The sequence below is a fragment of the Nonomuraea sp. NPDC048826 genome (assembly GCF_043198225.1).
Classification (GTDB): Bacteria; Actinomycetota; Actinomycetes; order Streptosporangiales; family Streptosporangiaceae; genus Nonomuraea.
This window is the reverse complement of sequence record NZ_JBICUQ010000010.1, coordinates 196600-217210: the sequence shown is the minus strand read 5'-3', so window position 1 is coordinate 217210 and position 20611 is coordinate 196600. Positions and strand designations below refer to the sequence as shown.

Below are 20611 nucleotides of genomic sequence, written 5' to 3'. Positions count from 1 at the left end.
GTGACGCCGGTCACTCCCTAGCGTGACGGCATGGCCCCCACATCCATCAAGAAGATCGTCGGCGCCAGTCTGATCGGCACCACGATCGAGTGGTACGACTTCTTCCTGTACGGCTCGGCAGCCGCACTCGTGTTCAACACGCTGTTCTTCCCCGAGTCCGATCCGCTCACCGGGACGCTGCTGGCGTTCCTCACCTACGCCGTCGGCTTCGTGGCCCGCCCGCTCGGCGGGCTGGTGTTCGGTCACTTCGGCGACCGGTTCGGCCGCAAGTCGCTGCTCGTCGTCAGCCTGCTCATGATGGGCGGCGCCACGTTCCTCATGGGCTGCCTGCCCACCTACACCGGCATCGGCGCGGCGGCGCCGCTGCTGCTCACCGCGCTCCGCCTGGTGCAGGGCTTCGCGCTGGGCGGCGAGTGGGGCGGCGCGGTGCTGATCGTCTCCGAGCACGGCGACGCCGGCCGGCGCGGCTTCTGGGCCTCCTGGCCGCAGGCGGGCGCCCCCGGCGGCAACCTGCTGGCCACCGGCGTGCTGGCGGCGCTGGCCGCCTGGCAGCCGGAGGAGCAGTTCCTCGCCTGGGGCTGGCGCATCCCGTTCCTGCTGTCGGGCGTGCTGGTGCTGGTCGGGCTCTGGATCCGGCTGACGATCACCGAGTCGCCCGTCTTCCAGCAGGCCGAGCCGGAGAAGGCGCCGCCGATCGTGGGCGTGCTGCGGCACCACCGGAGGGACGTGCTGGTCGCGATCGGCGCGCGGATGGCCGAGAACATCTCCTTCTACCTGATCACCGTGTTCGTCATCACCTACGCCAAGAACACCGGCGTGAACAACTCGACCGTGCTCACGGCGGTGCTGGTCGCCTCCGCCGTCCACTTCGTCACGATCCCCATGTGGGGCGCGCTGTCGGACCGGTTCGGCCGCCGCCCGATCTACCTGGCCGGCGCGGCCGGGGTCGGCGTGTGGATCTTCGCGTTCTTCCCGCTGATCGACACCGGCAACTTCCTGGCGATCACGCTCGCGGTCACCGTGGGTCTGCTGTTCCACGGCATGATGTACGGTCCGCAGGCGGCCTTCTTCTCCGAGCTGTTCGGGACCAGGATGAGATACACCGGGGTCTCGATCGGCGCCCAGCTGTCGGCGATCGTGGCCGGGGCGCTGGCCCCGGCGATCGCCGTGGCGCTGCTCCGCGACTTCGGCAGCAGCTTCTTCATCTCCCTTTACCTTGCGCTGGCGGCGGTCATCACGCTCGTCGCGGTCTACGCCGCCAAGGAGACGCAGGGTCGCGACCTGGCCGAGAGGATCCGGACATGAAGATCACCACCCCGAGGCTCACCCAGCACGTGATGACCGCCGACGGCAGGACGACCGGCGACCCGGTGCTCTTCGTGCACGGCAACGTCTCCTCCGCCGCCTTCTGGCGCGACACCATGGCCGCGCTGCCCGGCGGCTTCCGGCCGCTCGCGGTGGACCTGCGCGGGTTCGGCGAGACCGACGCGCTCCCGGTCGACGCCACCCGGGGGCTGCGCGACTTCTCCGACGACGTGGCCGAGCTGGTCGAGGCGCTGGACCTGGCCCCGGTGCACCTGGTCGGCTGGAGCATGGGCGGCGGCGTGGTGATGCAGCTGCTGCGTGACCGCCCGGCCGCCGTCCGGAGCGTCACCCTGGTCAACCCGGTCTCGCCGTACGGGTTCGGCGGCACCGAGGGCGCCGACGGGCGGATCACCCATCCCGACGGCGCCGGGGCGGGCGCCGGCGGCGCCAACCCGGACTTCGTCGCGCGGCTGGCGGCGGGCGACCTGTCGGACGAGGCGCCCACCTCCCCGCGTTCGGTCTTCCGCGCCACGTACGTCAAGAACCCGGTCCCCGACGAGGACTTCTACGTCCGCGCCATGCTCACCACCCGCACCGGCGAGGGCAACTACCCGGGCGACGCGGCCACCTCGGACGCCTGGCCGCACGTCGCGCCCGGCAAGACGGGCGTGCTCAACACGATGGCGCCGACCTGCTTCCGGCTGGACGACCTGCACGCGATCGACCCGAAGCCGCCGATCCTGTGGATCAGGGGCGCCGACGACCTGATCGTCTCCGACGCCTCGATGTTCGACCTCGCCCACCTGGGCGCGCTGGGCGTGGTGCCCGGCTCGCCCGGCACCCCCGCGCAGCCCATGGTCACGCAGACCCGGACGGTGCTCGACCGCTACGGCCGCTACCGCGAGGCGGTGCTGGACGACTGCGGCCACAGCCCGCACCTGGAGCACCCGGAGGCGTTCGTCCGCCTGCTCACCGAGCACCTCGGGGAGTCCTGATGATCAGCGCGTTGACCCTGGTGGCGAGCCTGCTCGTGGCCGGGCAGCCGGTCCCGGCCGCCGCGGGCGGCCCGATCGTGCCGGGGGCCGAACACGCCGTGGTCGCCGAGCTGGCCGACCTGACCACCGCCGGCACCACCCTGTCCGGGCACACCGACCCGGCCGACTACGCGGGCCTGCACGCCTCCGGCACCGTCAACCCGACCGGCGTGCCCGGCGTCCAGATCGACGGCTACTTCCCCGACACCTCCACGACCAACACCAACCACGGCTGGAACCACGACTCCCAGTTCGTCATCCGCCTGCCCGACGACTGGAACGGCGGCCTGGTCGTCACCGGCACCCCCGGCAACCGGGAGCAGTACGCCAACGACTACACGATCTCCGACTGGGTGCTGGCCAAGGGGTACGCGTTCGCGGCCACCGACAAGGGCAACACCGGCCTGGACTTCCACCTGGACGGCCGCCGCCCCGGCGACGCGATCGCCGAGTGGAACGACCGGGTCACCCAGCTCACCGTGGCCGCCAAGAAGGTCCTCAGGCAGCACTACGGCAAGGCCCCGCGCCGCACGCTCATGGCCGGCATCTCCAACGGCGGCTATCTCGTCAGGTGGCAGCTGGAGAACCGCGGCCACCTCTACGACGGCGGACTCGACTGGGAGGGCACGCTCTGGCGGCTCAAGGGCGACAACCTGCTCACCTTCCTGCCGCCGGCGTTGAAGGCGTACCCGGACCCCGCCGGGGTGCGCGCCGCCGGGTTCGAGCCGGGCTCGGAGTTCCTCTGGCCGTTCCACCGGCAGTACTACTGGGAGCTGACCCAGCAGCTCTACCAGCGGGAGCTGGACCCGTCGTACACCGGGGCGCCGGAGGACTACGACTACCACGCGCGCAAGCCGTACGGGGCGATGGCGAAGATCGCGCTGACCGGCCGGATCACCAAGCCGCTCATCACGATCCACGGCACGCTGGACACGCTGCTGCCGATCTCGCGCTCCTCCGACGTGTACGCCGGCATGGTCGGCCCGCACCGCCCGTTCCGCTATCACCGGGTCGAGGGCGGCAACCATCTCGACAGCCTGGTGGACGTGTACCCGGACCGGTTGAGGCCGCTGCTGCCGGTGTTCCGCGACGCCTTCGCGGAGCTGGAGGACTGGGTCAGTCCTTGAGGTAGCGGTGCTTGCCCGCGCGCGCCAGCCGGATGAGCCGGCGCGCGCCGGGCAGCCGGCGGGCCAGCCGCCGCCAGGCGGTGTCGCGGGCCAGCGGGAAGCGCCGTTCCGGGGTTACGGCGGTGGCCGGCCGCGCCACCGCCTTGCCGTGCCGCAGCTCCACCGCGAACCTGAGCCCGATCTCCTCGTCCGCGTCGCGCAGCGTCGCGAGCCAGACGCCGGGGCCCAGGTTGTCCCTGCCGGGCATCCGGCGCTTGACGGGCACCTTGGCCACGAGCTGCCCGGCCAGCCTGCCGGGCACCCCCGCCTCGACCAGCGCGGGGGCCGCCACCTCGCGCTCGCGCCGCCCGCCCGTGCGCAGCACCAGCTCCAGCGGCGGCCCGCCGCTCGGCGGCACGTACGGCACCGGCAGCACCACCCACAGGTGCTCGCCCAGCAGCTTGACGTTCACCCCGGGTGACACCAGCGCGATCGACTCGGTGAACGAGCGCGGCTCGACGGCCAGCCCCAGCTCGCCGGTGTCGGTCCAGCACGGCACCACCAGCCGCGTCCTGGGCCGCTGGGCGAGCACGCCGAGGCAGTTGAGCGGCCCGTCAGGCCGCCGCACCCGGCTCCTGGCCTGGTGGGCGCCGCCGAACATGCGCACGTGGACCTCCCACTGGCCGGGCCGCAGCGGCTCGCCGTGCGCGGCCGCGGTCACGTCCACCCTGGCCTCGCCGAGGATCCGCACGCGGGCGTGCCTGCGCCCGTCCTGTGCCTTCTCCACCTGGTACGCGACCGGCAGGAAGTGCACGTCACCGGTGCCGGAGTGGCGCAGGTAGACCTCGATGCGGGCGCGCTCGACGGCGCCGGTGACGTCGAGGACGCTCTCCGGCAGCAGCCGGACGTCGACGGCGCGCGGCGGCTTCCAGAGCAGCCGGTCGCCGTCCGTCACGAACCGCTCCGGCCGGCCTTCCCCGCTCAGCACCTCCACGCTCAGCCCGAGCACCAGCACGTGCGCGTCCCAGCGGACCTCGGTCAGGTCGGCGCGCAGCCCGGCCCGCCGCGAGGAGTTGGCCAGCATGACGAGCTGGTCCAGCCGCCCGATCCTGATGAGCGACGCCACGGCTCTGAGCTGGACGGGCAGGTAGCGGTCCAGCCGCTCGGGGAAGCGCTCGGTGACGAGCTCCTGGACCATGCGGAAGTACGCGCCGCGGTCGATGGAGGAGCCGGCGAACGCGGTCGTCAGGAACGGCCGCAGCACCGCCGAGCGGAACCAGTACGCGTACATCCGGTCCCGCTGGCGGCCCTCGCCCACGTACCCGTCGATGTCGCCGAGCAGGGCCCGCAGCTCGCGCACGGCGGTGCGCGGCTCCTCGGTGATCACCTCGCGGCCGCCCAGGTGGCAGCAGACCTGCTCGGCCAGCACCGCGACCACCTTGGCCCGCAGGTAGGCGCGGACCACGAACGCCTGCTCGGCGATGGCTCCGCCGGGCACCGCGAAGCCCAGCTCGTGCTCCTCCAGGAAGGCGCGGCGGTAGAGCTTGTGCGGGGTGAGCAGGGTGAGCAGCCGGTCGCGCAGGATGTCGGCGCGGGCCTTGCTGCGGTCGAAGGCGGTCATCGGCGGCCCGCCGTCGCGCACCAGCCGCCCGGCGAGCACGTCGGCGTCGGTCTCCACCGCCCGCTCGTGCATGCGTTCCAGCGCCTCGCGGGCCAGCCGGTCCTGCTGGCCGAGCAGGAAGACGTAGTCGCCCTTGGCGGCGGCGATGCCGACGTTGCGCCCGCGCATGGGGGAACCCGTGTGCGGCAGGTGCAACACGCGCACGTTCCTGCGGACGGCGGCGATGGTGTCGAGCCGTTCCGCTATCCCGTCCGTGGACCCGTCGTCCACGAAGATCACTTCGTACTCGTCCGCCGGGAGGGTCTGTTCCAGCGTCGAGCGGATGCACGGATCGGCCGTATCACCCGGGTTGTGGACATTGACGATCACGCTGACCTTCACACCCATGCGGCCAGCGTGCGCGGTCCCTTCCGCGGGGGCGTGACGGCTTGCCGATTACAGGAGGAAAGATGGCCTGTTAATACCATCCCCTGGCCTGGGAGTGCCCCCAGGCGGCGCACGGGGTGCCGTAACGGCCCTTGATGTAGCCGAGACCCCACTTGATCTGGGTGGCGGGGTTGGTCTGCCAGTCGGCTCCCGCGCTGGCCATCTTGGTGCCGGGCAGCGACTGCGGGATGCCGTACGCGCCGGAGTAGCGGTTCATCGCCCGCTCGTTCCAGCCGCTCTCCTTCTGCCAGAGGCTCTCCAGGCAGCCCCACTGGTCGACGCCGAAGCCGAAGGAGGCGAGCATCTCCTTGGCGACGGCCTTGTTGGAGCCGGGCGAGGGGGTGCTGCCGGGCGGGAAGTTGGCGGGCGGGTAGCCGTCGCCGCCGGGCGCCTTCTTCTTGATGATGATCGTGTCGAGCGGGTCGTTGCCCTTGCGCCCTTCCTTCAGCCTGTCGGCCTTGTACGCCTGCACGGCGGCGGCCTTGAGCTGGTCGGTCTCGGGGTCGGCGCCGGACATGTCGCCACTGGCCAGGCGGGCCAGCTCGGCCAGCGAGGGCCCGTCGGACGGCGGGCGGTTGGCGTTCTCGACCGCTCGGTAGGCGACGTATCCGCCGCCGCCGACCACGACCACGGCGGACAGGCCGATGATCGCCACGTGTTTGGGGCTCAGCCGCGAACGCTTGCGCGCCGCACGCTCGGCTTGGCGCGTGGGGCGCTCGCTCACTCTCGGACCTGGGCTCACGGTCCATGAGCTTGCCCTGACCTAGGGGGTGCTCCGCAACCGAAACGGTGGATTTGCTTGGCACTCCCTTGGCTAACCAGCAGGTAAGCCGGACTTTCTGATGCGTGTGATTTTCGTCACACCGAATTCTGCGGCCCTGCGGGCACCCGAAGCGAGACATAGCCCGCTTTCAGCGTCAGGGAGTCGGTTAAGTACCGGATGAGCAGCACGTCACAGTTTCGTCACAGAACGCGGGCATACACCTCATAGCACAATAATGTGCAGGTGGCTGGCATTCTCCTGGTCGAAGACGACCCCTCGGTGCGTACGGCGCTCGAACTCGCCCTGTCCCGCCAAGGGCACTCGGTCACCTCGTACACGACCGGCGAGGAGGCCCTCGACCACATCAGGGCGCGCCGCCCGGAGATCGCGATCCTGGACGTCATGCTGCCCGGGATCGACGGCGTCGAGGTGTGCCGGCGCATCCGCAAGCTCGACCAGCTCCCCGTGATCCTCCTCACCGCGCGCGGCGACGACCTGGACATCGTGGTCGGCCTGGAGGCGGGCGCCGACGACTACGTGGTCAAGCCGGTCGAGCCGCGCGTCCTGGACGCCCGGATCAGGGCCATCCTGCGCCGGGCCGAGTCCGCCGCCTCCGACCGCATCACGTTCGGCGACCTGGTGATCGACCGGGGCGCGCTGAAGGTCACGCTGGCCGGCAAGGAGATCCACCTCACGCCCACCGAGCTGCGCCTGCTGCTGGAGCTGGTCCGCCACCCCGGCCAGGTGCTCAACCGGCGCTACCTGCTGCGCTCGGTCTGGGACCACACGCACGTCGCCGACTCCCGGCTGGTCGACGCCTGCGTGCAGCGGGTGCGGGCGAAGATCGAGCCGAGGCCCGCCGAGCCGGTGTTCATCCACACGGTGCGCGGCTTCGGCTACCGGTTCAGCCCTCCGTGATCAGGCTGCCCACCGGGTTCCGCGCCCGTCTCGTCTTCTTCTTCACCCTGGTCGCCATCACCGCCTCCGTCCTGGTGGCCACCATCGGGTTCGAGCTGGCCAAGTCGGCGCTGGTCAAGCGGGCCGAGGACACCGCCATCGACCTGGTGACCCGGGAGCTCAACCGGATCACCTTCCCCATCGGCCGGCTGCGGCAGGGCGAGGCCGAGCCCGGCATCAGGGAACTGGCGGACCTCGCCGACGCGCTGGACGGCCCGGGGCGCAGCGTCGTCATCGAGTACGGCGACCTGCTGCACGCCGACGGCCCGATGACGCTGAACGACGTGCCCAACGAGCTGCACGGCCGGGCCAAGCGGTTCGTGGTCACCCAGCGCAAGACGGTGCACAACGAGCTCTGGCTCATCGTCGGCTCCGCCGTCTACCGCGACAACGGCCAGGAGCCCGAGGCCACCGGCCTGCGCGCGTTCGTCTTCTTCCCGATGCGCGACGAGGAGAGCCAGCTCGCCACCCTGCGCACCACGATGACCCAGGGCGGGGCGGCCATCGTGCTCATCGCCCTGGTGCTGGCGCTGCTGTCGGCCCGCCAGGTGCTGCGGCCCGTCGCGCGGCTCAGCGCGGCCGCGCAGGCGCTCGGCCAGGGCCGCCTGGACACCCGCCTGCCCGTGCACGGCCAGGACGAGCTGGCCGAGCTGACCGCCAGGTTCAACGACGCGGCGGCGGCGCTGGAGCTGAGCGTGTCGGAGCTGCGCTCGCTGGAGGCCATGTCGCGCCGGTTCGTCGCCGACGTCTCGCACGAGCTGCGCACCCCGCTCACCGCGATGACCGCGGTGGCCGACATGCTCTACGAGGAGGCCAACCGGCTGCCCGACGCCCCGGCGGAGGCGGTGCGGCTGGTGCTGCACGAGATCGAGCGGCTGCGCGAGCTGGTCGAGCACCTCATCGAGGTGAGCAGGTTCGACGCCGGCACCGCGACGCTCAGCCTGGAGCCGGTGAACGTGGCCGACACGATCCAGGACTGCCTGGAGGTGCGCGGCTGGGGCGACCAGGTGCGGGTCAACGCCCCCGGCGGCCTGGTCGTCAACCTCGACCCGAGCAGGTTCGACGTGATCGTCGCCAACCTGGTCGGCAACGCGCTCAAGCACGGCGCCCCGCCGGTGATGGTCAGCGCCAGGGGCACCGAGAACGGCCTGGAGGTGAAGGTGCGCGACCACGGCAAGGGCATCCCTCCCGAGGCGATGCCGCACGTCTTCGACCGCTTCTTCAAGGCGGGCGCGGGCCGCACCAGAAGCCAGGGCAGCGGCCTGGGCCTGTCCATCGCGCGCGCCAACGTGCACCTGCACGGCGGCACGATCTCCGTACGCGCGCAGAACCCCGGCACCCTCTTCACCGTCTGGCTCCCGCACGCATGAGGGCCGCAGCCGTCATCCTGGGCGCCGTGGCGGTGCTGCTGGGCGCCACCGCGTGCGGCATCCCGCCCACGGACGTGATCGAGCGGGCCCCGGCGCCCGTCATCGAGGTCCCGCCCCCGTCCAAGACCATCTACCTGCTCAAGGACGGCGAGCTGACCATGGAGCCCGCCGACGTCAGGACCGCCTCGGTGGAGAGCCTCCTGCGCGCCCTCTTCGCCGCCTCCACCCGGCAGCTCGGCGACCTGGACACCGCCCTGCACGGCTTCTCCTTCGACGGCATCGAGGACTCGCTCAACCCCATCCAGCGCGACGAGGTCAAACTGCCCAGGACCTCCACCCTGACCGTGTACGTGAAGGGCGACGGGACGCTCAGCAAGATCGCCATGGCCCAGATCGTGTGCACCGCCCAGCAGGACACGGCCATCCAGGAAGTCAAGATCGTACGGAGATATGAGAACCGCCCCCCGGTGACGGAGAGCGGTCTCACGTGCGGCAAGCTCAGGTGAGCCGGCCCGCGGCTAGATGGTGATGTCCTCCAGCATCTCCGTGACCAGCGCGGCGATCGGCGAGCGCTCGGACCTGGTCAGCGTGACGTGCGCGAACAGCGGGTGGCCCTTGAGCTTCTCCACCACCGCCACCACGCCGTCGTGCCGGCCGACGCGCAGGTTGTCGCGCTGGGCGATGTCGTGGGTGAGCACCACGCGGGAGTTGGCGCCGATGCGGCTGAGCACGGTCAGCAGCACCCCGCGCTCCAGCGACTGGGCCTCGTCCACGATCACGAACGCGTCGTGCAGCGAGCGCCCGCGGATGTGGGTCAGCGGCAGCACCTCGAGCATGCCGCGGTCGAGCACCTCCTCGATCACCTCGGGCGAGGTGACGGCGCTCAGCGTGTCGTAGACCGCCTGCGCCCAGGGGCCCATCTTCTCGCCCTCGGTGCCCGGCAGGTAGCCCAGCTCCTGACCGCCCACCGCGTACAGCGGGCGGAAGACGACGACCTTCCGGTGCTGGCGGCGCTCCAGGACGGCCTCCAGGCCCGCGCAGAGGGCGAGCGCCGACTTGCCGGTGCCGGCCCTGCCGCCCAGCGACACGATGCCGATCTCCGGGTCCATCAGCAGCTCCAGCGCGATGCGCTGCTCCGCGGAGCGGCCGTGCAGGCCGAACACCTCGCGGTCGCCGCGCACCAGCCGCACCGACTTGTCGGGCTGGACCCGGCCGAGCGCCGAGCCGTTGGCCGACAGCAGCCGCAGGCCGGTGTGCGCGGGCAGGTCCCTGGCCTCGTCGAGCTCGGCGGTGCCGGAGTCGAAGAGCGACTCGACGTCCTCGGCCGTCACCTGGATCTCGGCCATCCCGGTCCAGCCGGACTCGATGACCAGCCCCGCGCGGTACTCCTCGGCCGCCAGGCCGATCGAGGCCGCCTTGACCCGCATCGGCAGGTCCTTGGAGACGAGCACCACGTCCTGACCCTCGGCGGCCAGCGAGCGGGCCACGGTGAGGATGCGGGTGTCGTTGTCGCCCAGGCGGAAACCGACCGGAAGGATGGATGGATCGCTGTGATTGAGCTCGACCCTGATCGTGCCTTCCCCAGTGGGCATCGGCTCGTCCAGCCGGCCGTGCTCGACCCGCAGCTCATCCAGGTAACGCAGGGCCTTTCTCGCGAAGTAGCCCAGCTCCGGATGATGCCGCTTCCCCTCAAGCTCCGTGATGACGACGATCGGCAGGACGACGTCGTGCTCCGCGAAGCGGGTCATCGCCGCCGGGTCGGCCAGCAGGACCGAGGTGTCGAGCACGTAGGTGCGCTTGGCGGGACTGGTCGTAGGGTTGCTCGAGGACACTGCCACACGTTCTCCCCCGGGCGCCCGTGCGGACGGGCACCCTGCAGACGAGGCGGGAATCGGACCGGACCCGCGTCCCCGACCAGCCGTCGGCGCCGGATTCCGGCCCCCTCGGCTGGTATCGGCGCAAAGGCGGGCCCTTTCCGGAATGTCCGGCCTTCGGCCGAACACTTCCAACGTTACGTCCTGAGTACCAGGATGTCCCGTTAGGAACCGTAACGCCGGTGTCTCGCGGCGTAATCCCGCAGGGCTCGCAGGAAGTCCACCCTGCGGAAGTCCGGCCAGTAGGCCTCGTGGAAGTAGAACTCTGAGTGAGCGCTCTGCCACAACATGAAGCCCGACAGGCGCTGCTCGCCCGAGGTCCGGATGAGGAGGTCCGGGTCGGGCTGGCCGCGAGTGTAGAGATGCTCCGCGATGTGTTCGACATCGAGACCCTCGACGAGGTCCTCGATGCTCGCGCCCTTGCTCGCCTGCTCTTGCAGGAGTGAGCGCACCGCATCGGCAATCTCACGCCTTCCTCCATACCCAACTGCAACGTTCACAATCAGGCCGGGACGGTGTGATGTCACTTCTTTTGCATTCTTCAGGACATTGGCCGTGCGGTCCGGCAGCAGGTCCAGGGCGCCCACCGGGCTGATCCGCCAGCCCTGGTCGACCAGCTCCTGCACGACGTCCTCGATGATGCGGAGCAACGGCTCCAGCTCGTTGGGCGGCCGGTTGAGGTTGTCGTTGGACAGCATCCAGACGGTGACGACCTCGACCCCGGTCTCGCGGCACCACGTGAGCAGCTCGGAGATCTTGTCGGCGCCCTTGCGATGCCCCTTGGCGACATCGGTCATGCCCATGGCACGCGCCCAGCGGCGATTGCCGTCGATGATCACCCCGACGTGCCGGGGGATGCTGTCCTTGGACAGCTTGGCCTCCAGCCGGCGCTCGTACAGCCGGTAGACCAGGTCGCGCAGGCTCACGGAGTCCCTCCCCAGCGCTGCCGTATGTCGGTCGGAAGACCTGACAGGCCATTATCACCGCGTTTCGCCCGTGCCTGTGCCCGTAACGCGGACCTTGCCCGGGTCTGTCGTGGCCAGACAGCCTTCGGCCTCGACCACCAGAGCGCGGACGAACGCCGCCAGCTCGCCCGAGGTGAGGATCGCCCGCGTGCCCAGACCGCTCACGCCCCACGCCTCCACGTAGGCCCTGCGGGTCAGCCGCCACTCGCCGTGCTGCTCCGGCCGGGTCGTCCAGAGGGGGATGGTACGCAGCGAACAGCGTAGCTCCCCTCCGGTCACGCCGCCCCACCTGCTGTGATACCGGAACGAGAACAACTCCTGGCCGCCCTCGCCGGGCGGGAACCGGTCGTCGGGATCCGGCCACCTCCGCGCCTGCGCGTGGTCGCCGCGCGCCGCCTCGACCCCCCGCGCCAGCCTGGCCAGCCGCCAGGCGCACCGCTCCCCGACGGTGCCGTACGGGACGCCGTCACGGCACAGCTCCAGAGTGACCTCGTACGGCCTGCCCGCGCTGTCCTTGCAGGGCACCGGAGTCACGAAGAGAAGGGAGCCGTCGGCGCAGCGTAGTCCCACCACGCCGTGTCCCTTCCCTCACGAAGGCGGGTGAATCTCCTGGTCAAGGCCGTAGAAGCGGACGGCGGTGCCGCCGAAGACCTGCTCGGCGCCGGGACCGCCGAGCAGCGCGTGCGTCACGTGCCAGACCGTCGCGTAGTCGGCCGCGAGCAGCGCCACCGGCCAGTCGCTGCCGAACATCAGCCGCTCGGGGCCGAACCGCTCGACCGCGTACTCCACGTACGGGCGCAGGTCCTCCACCGTCCACCGCTCGTGGTCGGCCTCGGTGACCAGGCCCGACACCTTGGCGAAGACGTTCGGGCACGCGGCCGCGGCGGCGATCTGCGTGGCCCAGGGCTCCCACGCGTGGTCCTTGATCCGCGGCTTCGACAGATGGTCGACGACCAGCTTCAGCCCGGGATGGCGTTCGGCCACGGTCACCACGTGGTCCAGGTGCCGGGGCAGCAGCGACACCACGTCGAACGGGAGCCCGGCCGCGGCCAGCAGGCCCAGCGACTCCAGCACGCCTTCGCGCACGAGCCAGTCGGGATCGGGCTCGTCGTGGATCAGATGGCGGACGCCTACGAACTTCGGGCGCGTCCGGTACCGGTCGAGTGCCGCCGCCGCCTCGGCCGGATCGGTCAGGTCGATCCATCCGACGACTCCGGCGATGAACGGATGGGCGTCGGCGTGCGCGAGCAGCGCGTCCGTCTCGGCGTAGGAGTCGGCCGCCTGCACCAGCACGGTCCGGTCCACCCCGACCGTCCGCAGCTCCGGAACCAGATCCTCGGGTCCGTAGGTGCGGTAGAGGACGCCCGAGTCGGGGGTCAGCCAGGGGTACTCGCCGGTCTCGAGGTCCCAGAAGTGCTGGTGCGCGTCGACAATCACAGGCAAAACCTAGGATGTACGGGACAGCCGGGCAAGAGAGCCGGCGGGCCGTCAGGCGCCCCCGCAGCCACCGCAGCCACCGCAGCCGCCCCCGCCGCAGCCGGAGCCGCCGCCGTCTCCCCCTCCTCCGCCGCCCGCCGAGCCCGGGTCGCCGCCGGAGCCGAAGTCACCGCCGCCGAACGCGCCCGCGCCCTCACCGGCGCCGCCGCCGCAGACGCCTCCTCCGCAGCCCGCCGCGCCGTCCTCCGTCCTGGCCAGCTCCGCCTTGAGCTGGGCGTCCCCCACCACGCCCAGCCCGTACACCGCCACCGGGGCGTACACCAGGTCCGGGAGACCGCCTCGCTCCCCGTAGGTCTCCCTGGCCGCCAGCAGCCGGTCGCTGCCCGCGCGCGTGAGCAGGTTCTCCATCAGCGCGGTCTTGCGGCGGTACCCGCGCAACCCCCTGACCCCCGTCACGACGAAGAACAGCATGCCGCCGAACAGCACGAACGCCGCGTCGGCCGACACCCAGACGGCCACCGGCACCACGCCGAGCCCGGCGACGGCCGCCGCGCCCAGCGTCAGCCAGACCCGGCGGCGGAGATCACGGAGCAGCTGACGGGCCCGGGAGAGCTCGTCGTCGCCCACCAGCAGCCCCTGGTCCACGAGCCGGCGCCGCACCGCCTCCACCTCCGGCCCGCGCGACACCTCCCGCCGCACCTCCGGCACGCCGCGCCGCCCGCCGTGCCGCTCGACGGCGCCGAGCAGCGCCCGTTCGACCTCGTCGGCCGGCCAGTCGGAGCCGGCCACCCGGTGCAGCGTCCCGCCCCTGGACAGGCGGAGCCGCCCCTGGCCCACCAGCGCGGCCAGGCCGGTGTTCACCACCCGCAGCGGCCCGCCCGCCAGGTAGCCCAGCTCGTACGTGCCGAGCTCGCCCCGCCCCCGCCGCACGCTGCCCCGCATCTCCCTGTACGCGTCGTCCGCCAACGACGCGGTGCCGACCACGGAAACGTGCAGACAGACGGCGACGGCCACGACGGCGAACAACGCGATCATGAATGCCATGACGGCCTCCCTCGGAAGGAATCCCCCGACCGTGGTGCGCGTGATGCCATGGTCGCGCCGTCACGACCGGCGGCGCAGGACGCGCGACCACCAGGGTTTCCTCTCCGCGGGCCGCATCCTGCCCTGGCGCCGGAGCCAGTCCGCGAAGTCGTCGGCGTCGGCCCGGTACCCGGACGGCGGCCCGGCCCGGTCCGCCGCGTAGGCGTCGAACAGCGCCACCAGGTCCCGCCCCGCCGCCGCGGCCGCGTCGGGCCGCAGCCTGGCCACCACGCTCCTCCTCTTGGCGACCAGGCTCCGCGCCTGCACCCGCAGCCGCCCGGCGTCGAACCCCTCGGGCGCCTCGCCCCCGGCCACCAGCGCGGCCAGCAGCCGTTCCTGCCGCTCCGCCAGCCTCCCGCGCCGCTCCTCCGCGTCGCCGGTCACGAGGCGGCCGCCCGCACGGCGGCGGAGACGCGGGCCAGCTCGGCGGCGAGGGCGGCGTCGCTCGGGTAGGCGTCGTCCCACTCCAGCAGGACCCCCGGCGGAGCCGTGCGGGCGCAGAGCGCGGTGAGGAGGTCCAGGATCTCGTCGGGAACGGAGGCCGTGTGGGTGTCGTGCCAGAGGCCGTCGTGCTCCTCCCCGCCCGCCACGTGCACGTACGCCAGGTGGGACAGTGGCAGCCGGTCCAGCGCGTCGACCGCCGACAGGCCGAGGTTGACCTGGTTGGTGTGGAGGTTGGCCACGTCGACGAGCAGCAGCACCCCCGTACGCTCGACCAGTTCGGCGAGGAACTCGGCGTCGGTCAGCTCGTCGTCCGGCCAGCCGAAGAGCGCCGCCACGTTCTCCAGGGCGAGCGGCACCGGCAGGGCGTCCTGGGCGCGACGCACGTTCTCGGTCACGACGTCGAGCGCCTCCCGCGTGCGCGGCACCGGCAGCAGGTGACCGGCCTCCACGCCGCCCGCCCTGACGAACGCCAGGTGCTCGCTCACCAGCGGCGACCCCAGCGCCCGCGCGCACGCCGCGAGGTGGGCCAGCCTGGCCGGGTCGGGCGGCTCCGCGCCGCCGACGCCGAGCCCGACCCCGTGCGGCACCACCGGGACGCCGCGCCCGCGCAGCACCCGCAGCGACTCGGGCAGCCGCGCGGGCCGCACGTTCTCGGCGATGACCTCCACGAACTCGACCCCGGGCAGCCGCTCGACGGTGAGGTCGATCTCGGCCCGCCAGCCGATCCCCAGCCCGAGCCGGGGCAGCTCAGCCACCACCGCAGCCGCCTCCCCCGAGCCGGGCAAGCTCAGCCACCACCGCAGCCGCCTCCCCCGCAGCCTCCGCCTCCGCCACCGAAGTCACCGCCCGAGTGGCCGTCTGAGTGACCGTCTGAGTGACCACCTGAGTGACCACCTGAGTAACCACCGCCGCCGCCGCTCGACCCGTGGCCGCCCCGGTGGCGGTATCGCGCGGCGATCTCGTCGAGGCTCGGGTCCCTCCGCTCGCCCAGCCCGTACAGCGCCACCGGCATCACGGGCTCCGACGAGGCGCGCAGCCGGCCGCGACCGTACCGGCTCCGGACCTCCTCCAGCGCCCGGCGGCCCGCCTCGGTGGGCGCGTCACGCAGCGCGCGACGCTCGTTCGCGTGGAACCCGAAGCCGATGAGGCCGGTCGCCGCCATCGCGATCACACCGGCCCCCGTGAGCCCGTCCGGGTTGAGCAGGAACGCGACCGCCTCGGCCACCGTCAGGCCCGCCGCGAGCACGGGGAACGCCAGCAGCAGGGTGAGCTTGGCGCGCACCCCGCCGGGAGTCGAAAGACTGTGGACCAGGCCGAGGTCCACGAGCCGGCGGCGCACCCCGGCCAGCTCACCGGAGCGGGCGACGACCGTACGCGCGTGGTCCGCCCCCATGCCCCCGCGACGCTCCCGGACGGCGGCGAGCAGGGCCCCCTCGACACCGGCGGCCGACCGGCCCGACCCGGCGACGGCGTGCAGCGTGCCACCCCTGGCGACGCGCAGCTCGCCGGCGTCGACCAGGGCGGCGATGGCGGTCTCGGCCACCCTCGACGGCCCTCCGGCCAGGAAGGCCACCTCGTACGGATCCAGATCGGAGAACGATGCCCGGTCGACACCGGCGCGACGACGGTCGAGCCGGATGGACCGGAGCGTCAGCCAGACGCCCCCGCACAGCAGCGCGCATCCGGCGAGGACGAGCAAGAAGTTCGAGGTCTCCATGGGCCACTCCTCCCGTGTACCCGATAGACGGACACCGGCAGAGCGAAGTTCCCGGCGCCGGGCCCCGAACGGCTCGGCCCACGCGAACAGGGCGAGCGCGCCCGCCACCGCCAGGCCCACCGCGAGCATCGCCAGGGCCCGCAGGCGGGCGAGCTCGGCGAGAGGTTGCCGCGCATGCTCTCGTGCGCGGGTGAGGCGGTCGAGCGGGGCCGGCCACCGAGCGGAGACAGCCGGGCGCCGGCCGTCACGGGGACGACCGGCGCCGGGAAGAACTGATCAGCCGAGGCGGTCGAGCAGCGCCTGGTGCTCCTCCCACAGCTCCTTCGGCAGCTGGGAGCCGAACGTGTCGAAGTGCGCCGGGATCAGCGACGCCTCCTCGCGCCAGACCTCCTCGTCGACGCTGAGCAGGGTGTGCAGGTCCTCCTCCGACAGGTCGAGCCCGTCGGTGTCGAGCGTGTCGGGCAGCAGCCCGATCGGCGTCGGGACGGCCTTCGCGTCGCCGTTGAGCCGGTCCACGATCCACTTGAGCACGCGGCTGTTCTCGCCGAAGCCGGGCCAGATGAACTTGCCGTCGGCGTTCTTGCGGAACCAGTTCACGTAGTAGATGCGCGGCAGCACGACGCCTTCACGCCGGCCCATCTCCAGCCAGTGGCCGAAGTAGTCGCCCATGTTGTAGCCGCAGAACGGCAGCATGGCGAACGGGTCGTGGCGCAGCTCGCCGACCTTGCCTTCGGCGGCGGCGGTCTTCTCGGAGGCGACGTTGGCTCCGAGGAAGACGCCGTGCTGCCAGCTCAGCGATTCGGTGACCAGCGGCACCGCGGTGGCGCGGCGTCCGCCGAACAGGATCGCCGAGATCGGCACGCCCTTGGGGTCCTGCCATTCCGGGGCGATGGTCGGGCACTGGGAGGCGGGAGTGGTGAATCGGGCGTTCGGGTGGGCCGCCGGCTCGTCGCTGTCGGGCGTCCAGGAGCGGCCCTTCCAGTCGGTGAGGTGGGCGGGCGGCTCCTCGGTGAGCCCTTCCCACCACACGTCGCCGTCGTCGGTGAGGGCGACGTTGGTGAAGATGCTGTTGCCCCAGAGCGTCTTGACGGCGTTGGCGTTGGTGACCTCGCCGGTGCCTGGCGCGACGCCGAAGAATCCGGCCTCGGGGTTGATGGCGTACAGCCGCCCGTCGTCGCCGAAGCGCATCCAGGCGATGTCGTCGCCGATGGTCTCCACCTTCCAGCCGGGGATGGTGGGCTGCAGCATGGCCAGGTTGGTCTTGCCGCAGGCGCTCGGGAAGGCGGCCGCGATGTAGCGGACCTCGCCTGACGGCGGGGTCAGCTTGAGGATGAGCATGTGCTCGGCCAGCCAGCCCTCGTCACGGGCCATGACGCTGGCGATCCGCAGCGCGTAGCACTTCTTGCCGAGCAGCGCGTTGCCGCCGTAGCCGGACCCGTACGACCAGATCTCCCGGGTCTCCGGGAAGTGGCTGATGTACTTGGTGGAGTTGCACGGCCAGGGCACGTCCTGCTGACCGGGCTCCAGCGGGGCTCCGACGCTGTGGACGGCCTTGACGAAGCTGCCGCGCTCCTCGATGAGCCGAAGCGCGCGCTCGCCCATCCGGGTCATGATCCGCATGGACACGGCGACGTAGGCGGAGTCGGTGATCTCCACGCCGACCTGGGAGATCTCGCCGCCGAGCGGCCCCATGCAGAACGGCACCACGTACATGGTGCGGCCGCGCATGCAGCCCTTGAAGAGCTCGCCGAACGTCTCGCGCATCTCCGCCGGCGCGATCCAGTTGTTCGTCGGTCCCGCGTCCTCCTCGCGCTCGGAACAGATGAAGGTACGGTCCTCCACCCGGGCGACGTCGCTCGGGTCGGAGGCGGCGTAGAAGCTGTTGGGCCGCTTCGCGAGGCGGGTGAACGTGCCCTGGTCGACGAGAAGGTTGGTCAGGCGCGTCCACTCCTCCTCCGAACCATCACACCATTCGATCCGGTCCGGTTGGGTAAGCGCGGCTATCTGATTGACCCAGGCGACCAATTCGGCATTGCTGGTCGGGGCGGGGACTTCCACGGTTACGGACACGGCAGCGGCTCCTCCACTCTCTCAGGGCTCGCTCATCATTAACGACGACGACACCCGGAAGCCAATTGGCGTAGACCTCTCGACCTCGGGTGTCACCGCAGGCAGCGGCCTTGACGATTGGGGGACCCTACCCACCGCGAACGGTTTTAAAAGAATGAACTCAGGGCACTGGTATATACCAATCCCGATGGTCTAAACCAATGTCGGCAATGGTTTAGTCCATTACTCATGAATTCACGTCGGGCCCTTCGGCCCGGACCCGGTCCACATGCTGCAGCGCATCGCGCAGATCGGCCAGCCAGGTGTCGGTGTTGCGGCCGACCAGGCGGACGCACCAGGCGAGGGCGTCGCTGCGACTGCGGGCCACGCCGGCGGCGACGAGCGTGTCGAGCACCTGGCGCTCCGATTGCCGCAACCGGGTCATGACCGGCACGGACAGTGTGGTGAACATCACAGTGTGACCGGCGCAGGAGACCCCCCAGGAGACCTTCTGCCGGAACCTCCGCTCGGCCTCCTTGGCGATCTCGATCCGGCGCTCCCTGGTCTCCTCGCGGAAGCGGCCGATGAGCCCTTCGACGAGCGCGGCGCGCTCGGCCTCCTCGGCGTCGCCCGGCGGATCGGGCAGCGCCCCGATGACCGCGATCTCCTCGCGATCCCTGATGATCTCGGGCGCCCCGGTGAACCAGCCTTCGGGGAGCCGTCCGGTGAACCAGCCGCGCACCTGCGCGACGCCTTCGTCACTTGCCATGTAATCACCATTACACAGTTGCGCGAAGAATGCACGCGCCGATGCCCGTACGGCGGCCCGGCAGGTGCGGAAGCCCAGGGCGGAGGCGTAGTTTACGGAGCGTGGACCTGGAATTCGTCTGCCGCCACGCGGGCCGCCCGGCCACCGCGCTCACCCGTAGAGACCTGGCGCGGGCGCTGCTGGCCGTGCCCTCGGGAGTGGCGCTGGTGGCGCTGCCCGACCTGCGCAGGGCGCTCATGGCCGCCGGCCACCCGCTGACGCTGCCGTTCTGGGAGTCGGCCAGGACGACCCTGGCCGCCATCGAGTCCGGCGCGGCCACGGTGGGTGACGTCCAGCGGTGGATCGAGTCGACCGGGACCGAGCCGATCCTGATGACGCCGAGCTACTTCGTCTGGCCGGAGGAGGACGAACGCGGCCCGGTGGCCCAGGAGATGCACGACCTGCTCGTGGCCTTCCTGGAGGAGCGGGTGCGGGCGGGCGAGATCGACCCGGACGCGCTCGCGACCGGCGACCCGAGGGCCCGCCGGGCGTACGAGGAGCTGCAGGAAGGCTGGCTGGCCACGCCGCTGCCCGACGGGCGGGTGCCCGGCTTCGCGGTCAGCGACGAGCAGGACGAGGAGCTCTTCGCGGCCTGGGACGAGGAGGAGGCGTTCGCGCTGTCGGAGCTGCGCCGCATCATGGGCGAGCTGGTCAAGCAGCCCGAGCTGCCGGTCGCCGACCTCGACCGGGCCGCGACCCGGCTGCGCGAGCTGCTCGCCGTCGCGGGCTATCCGGGCAACGTGCTGCGGGCCTGCGCCGGCTTCGACGGCGAGGTGATGCCCGACGACGACACCGAGCTGTGGCTGACGGTGGTCGCCGGCGTCGCCGGGCCGGTCTCCGACCTGCCCGAGGAGGGCGCCCTGCTGGAGGAGTTCGCCGACCTGAACGGCGAGGTCAGCCAGGAGGACGAGATGCTGGCCCACCTCTGCGCGATCCAGCACGCCGACTGGCTGGCCGCCGTGGCGGCGCTGGCCCGGATGGGGCCCGGCGTGCTCGCCTCGCCGGAGCGGATCGCCCGCCTGATCGCCGAGTCGGAGGACATCGACGTCGACGAGGCGGACACCGACGACCTGTCGTCGACCGAGAGCCTCTTCGAGCCCGTGGTGGCGCTCTGGGCCCAGCTGGGCGTCGTGGACGAGGACGACGTGCTCACGCCGCTCGGCTGGTGGGGGCTGCCCAGGGCGCTGGAGCGCGCCTGGTCACCTCGTGACTGAGTCGACCAGGTCTTGATATTCGGGGTTGCGCTCGATGTAGCCGGCGACGTACTCGCAGCGGGGCACGACCTTCAGGCCGGTGTCGCGGGTGAGGTCGAGCGCGTGGCCGATCAGCCGGCCCGCGAGCCCCTTGCCGCTGTGCTCGGGCAGCACCTCGGTGTGGGTGAAGACGACCTTGGTGGGCAGCAGCAGGTAGTCGGCGAACCCGGCGACCTGGCCGTCCACGAAGATCTCGAAACGGCTCTTCTCGGGGTTGTCGACGACGTCCTCGGACACTAGTCGGCCTTCTTGTCTTCGAGCTCGCGCTCGTGCGGAACCTCGATCTTGCCCATCTGCTTGTTCATGGACTTGACCAGGAAGTAGAGGGCGAACCCGAGAAAGGCCACCACGAGGAAGCCGAGCAGGCCCGGACTGACTTCACCTGCTGCTAGAACCATC

Annotated in this window: 21 protein-coding genes; 7 read left to right on the top strand and 14 right to left on the bottom strand. The window is 71.6% G+C overall.

What is annotated here, in order from left to right; translation table 11 throughout:
• The first annotated feature begins 30 nt into the window (after window positions 1–30).
• From ACGFI7_RS33800 to ACGFI7_RS33790, 3 genes are read left to right on the top strand one after another with little or no spacing between them, the layout of a single operon-like run.
• A complete protein-coding gene (locus tag ACGFI7_RS33800; protein WP_393411846.1) occupies window positions 31–1305 on the top strand; it encodes an MFS transporter in 1275 nt (424 codons plus the stop codon).
• Window positions 1302–2300, top strand: a complete 999-nt coding sequence (locus ACGFI7_RS33795; RefSeq protein WP_393411844.1) for an alpha/beta fold hydrolase — start codon at window positions 1302–1304, stop codon at window positions 2298–2300. Before ACGFI7_RS33800 ends, ACGFI7_RS33795 begins: the two co-directional genes overlap by 4 nt.
• Window positions 2300–3466 carry a tannase/feruloyl esterase family alpha/beta hydrolase gene (locus ACGFI7_RS33790; RefSeq protein ID WP_393411842.1) on the top strand — a complete coding sequence of 389 codons (1167 nt, stop codon included), beginning with the start codon at window positions 2300–2302 and terminating at the stop codon, window positions 3464–3466. The genes ACGFI7_RS33795 and ACGFI7_RS33790 overlap by 1 nt, the downstream gene beginning before the upstream one ends.
• On the opposite strand, the gene ACGFI7_RS33785 is transcribed toward ACGFI7_RS33790, so the two are convergent.
• Window positions 3456–5453: a glycosyltransferase family 2 protein gene (locus ACGFI7_RS33785; RefSeq protein ID WP_393411840.1), complete on the bottom strand. Its 1998-nt coding sequence runs from the start codon at window positions 5451–5453 to the stop codon at window positions 3456–3458. The genes ACGFI7_RS33790 and ACGFI7_RS33785 overlap by 11 nt on opposite strands.
• A 70-nt stretch (window positions 5454–5523) precedes the next feature.
• Window positions 5524–6216 (bottom strand): transglycosylase SLT domain-containing protein, encoded by a 693-nt coding sequence (locus tag ACGFI7_RS33780; protein ID WP_393411838.1) that lies wholly within the window; start codon window positions 6214–6216, stop codon window positions 5524–5526.
• 282 nt (window positions 6217–6498) lie between these two features.
• Between ACGFI7_RS33780 and ACGFI7_RS33775 the strand changes: the two genes are divergently transcribed.
• The 3 genes from ACGFI7_RS33775 to ACGFI7_RS33765 are packed head-to-tail and all read left to right on the top strand — an operon-like array spanning window position 6499 to window position 9088.
• Complete coding sequence (locus ACGFI7_RS33775; protein WP_148029174.1) at window positions 6499–7173, top strand: response regulator transcription factor; 675 nt, start codon at window positions 6499–6501, stop codon at window positions 7171–7173.
• Complete coding sequence (locus tag ACGFI7_RS33770) at window positions 7170–8582, top strand: ATP-binding protein (RefSeq protein WP_393411835.1); 1413 nt, start codon at window positions 7170–7172, stop codon at window positions 8580–8582. The genes ACGFI7_RS33775 and ACGFI7_RS33770 overlap by 4 nt, the downstream gene beginning before the upstream one ends.
• Window positions 8579–9088, top strand: a complete 510-nt coding sequence (locus ACGFI7_RS33765) for a hypothetical protein (RefSeq protein WP_393411833.1) — start codon at window positions 8579–8581, stop codon at window positions 9086–9088. Before ACGFI7_RS33770 ends, ACGFI7_RS33765 begins: the two co-directional genes overlap by 4 nt.
• A 12-nt stretch (window positions 9089–9100) precedes the next feature.
• Here ACGFI7_RS33765 and ACGFI7_RS33760 read toward each other — a convergent pair whose 3' ends face one another.
• From ACGFI7_RS33760 to ACGFI7_RS33715, 10 genes are all read right to left on the bottom strand, one after another.
• Entirely contained in the window at window positions 9101–10369 is a 1269-nt protein-coding gene (locus ACGFI7_RS33760) for a PhoH family protein (protein ID WP_393412171.1), read from the bottom strand.
• 251 nt (window positions 10370–10620) lie between these two features.
• A complete protein-coding gene (locus tag ACGFI7_RS33755) occupies window positions 10621–11382 on the bottom strand; it encodes an isoprenyl transferase (RefSeq protein ID WP_393411831.1) in 762 nt (253 codons plus the stop codon).
• A gap of 54 nt (window positions 11383–11436) precedes the next feature.
• Window positions 11437–11994, bottom strand: coding sequence for a hypothetical protein (locus ACGFI7_RS33750; RefSeq protein WP_393411829.1), 558 nt, complete (start codon window positions 11992–11994; stop codon window positions 11437–11439).
• A 15-nt stretch (window positions 11995–12009) separates the two neighbouring features.
• The gene (locus tag ACGFI7_RS33745) at window positions 12010–12858 is read right to left on the bottom strand and encodes an amidohydrolase family protein (RefSeq protein ID WP_393411827.1); all 849 of its coding nucleotides are present in this window, start codon (window positions 12856–12858) and stop codon (window positions 12010–12012) included.
• A gap of 51 nt (window positions 12859–12909) precedes the next feature.
• On the bottom strand, window positions 12910–13902 hold the full coding sequence (locus tag ACGFI7_RS33740) for a TIGR04222 domain-containing membrane protein (protein WP_393411825.1): 993 nt from the start codon (window positions 13900–13902) through the stop codon (window positions 12910–12912).
• Window positions 13903–13962: 60 nt separating this feature from the next.
• The gene (locus ACGFI7_RS33735) at window positions 13963–14325 is read right to left on the bottom strand and encodes a hypothetical protein (protein ID WP_393411823.1); all 363 of its coding nucleotides are present in this window, start codon (window positions 14323–14325) and stop codon (window positions 13963–13965) included.
• Window positions 14322–15140: a DUF692 domain-containing protein gene (locus ACGFI7_RS33730; protein ID WP_393411821.1), complete on the bottom strand. Its 819-nt coding sequence runs from the start codon at window positions 15138–15140 to the stop codon at window positions 14322–14324. The genes ACGFI7_RS33735 and ACGFI7_RS33730 overlap by 4 nt, the downstream gene beginning before the upstream one ends.
• 32 nt (window positions 15141–15172) lie before the next feature.
• Complete coding sequence (locus tag ACGFI7_RS33725; protein WP_393411819.1) at window positions 15173–16102, bottom strand: TIGR04222 domain-containing membrane protein; 930 nt, start codon at window positions 16100–16102, stop codon at window positions 15173–15175.
• A 276-nt stretch (window positions 16103–16378) separates the two neighbouring features.
• Window positions 16379–18172 carry a phosphoenolpyruvate carboxykinase (GTP) gene (locus ACGFI7_RS33720; RefSeq protein WP_393411817.1) on the bottom strand — a complete coding sequence of 598 codons (1794 nt, stop codon included), beginning with the start codon at window positions 18170–18172 and terminating at the stop codon, window positions 16379–16381.
• Window positions 18173–18398: 226 nt separating this feature from the next.
• Complete coding sequence (locus tag ACGFI7_RS33715) at window positions 18399–18920, bottom strand: hypothetical protein (protein WP_393411815.1); 522 nt, start codon at window positions 18918–18920, stop codon at window positions 18399–18401.
• A gap of 101 nt (window positions 18921–19021) precedes the next feature.
• Here ACGFI7_RS33715 and ACGFI7_RS33710 point away from each other — a divergent pair, with 101 nt between their 5' ends.
• Entirely contained in the window at window positions 19022–20173 is a 1152-nt protein-coding gene (locus ACGFI7_RS33710; protein WP_393411813.1) for a hypothetical protein, read from the top strand.
• On the opposite strand, the gene ACGFI7_RS33705 is transcribed toward ACGFI7_RS33710, so the two are convergent.
• Both ACGFI7_RS33705 and ACGFI7_RS33700 read right to left on the bottom strand, forming a co-directional pair.
• On the bottom strand, window positions 20159–20449 hold the full coding sequence (locus ACGFI7_RS33705; RefSeq protein WP_393411811.1) for a GNAT family N-acetyltransferase: 291 nt from the start codon (window positions 20447–20449) through the stop codon (window positions 20159–20161). The genes ACGFI7_RS33710 and ACGFI7_RS33705 overlap by 15 nt on opposite strands.
• Window positions 20449–20610 (bottom strand): hypothetical protein, encoded by a 162-nt coding sequence (locus ACGFI7_RS33700; protein ID WP_393411809.1) that lies wholly within the window; start codon window positions 20608–20610, stop codon window positions 20449–20451. The genes ACGFI7_RS33705 and ACGFI7_RS33700 overlap by 1 nt, the downstream gene beginning before the upstream one ends.
• Window position 20611: the final 1 nt, after the last annotated feature.

Excerpts from the sequence above, each read along its gene's own strand:
- ACGFI7_RS33715 (WP_393411815.1), bottom strand. The coding sequence starts at position 18,920 with ATGGCAAGTGACGAAGGCGTCGCGCAGGTGCGCGGCTGGTTCACCGGA.
- ACGFI7_RS33765 (WP_393411833.1), top strand. The coding sequence starts at position 8,579 with ATGAGGGCCGCAGCCGTCATCCTGGGCGCCGTGGCGGTGCTGCTGGGC.
- ACGFI7_RS33725 (WP_393411819.1), bottom strand. The coding sequence starts at position 16,102 with ATGGAGACCTCGAACTTCTTGCTCGTCCTCGCCGGATGCGCGCTGCTG.
- ACGFI7_RS33795 (WP_393411844.1), top strand. The coding sequence starts at position 1,302 with ATGAAGATCACCACCCCGAGGCTCACCCAGCACGTGATGACCGCCGAC.
- ACGFI7_RS33740 (WP_393411825.1), bottom strand. The coding sequence starts at position 13,902 with ATGGCATTCATGATCGCGTTGTTCGCCGTCGTGGCCGTCGCCGTCTGT.
- ACGFI7_RS33785 (WP_393411840.1), bottom strand. The coding sequence starts at position 5,453 with ATGGGTGTGAAGGTCAGCGTGATCGTCAATGTCCACAACCCGGGTGAT.
- ACGFI7_RS33700 (WP_393411809.1), bottom strand. The coding sequence starts at position 20,610 with ATGGTTCTAGCAGCAGGTGAAGTCAGTCCGGGCCTGCTCGGCTTCCTC.
- ACGFI7_RS33800 (WP_393411846.1), top strand. The coding sequence starts at position 31 with ATGGCCCCCACATCCATCAAGAAGATCGTCGGCGCCAGTCTGATCGGC.
- ACGFI7_RS33790 (WP_393411842.1), top strand. The coding sequence starts at position 2,300 with ATGATCAGCGCGTTGACCCTGGTGGCGAGCCTGCTCGTGGCCGGGCAG.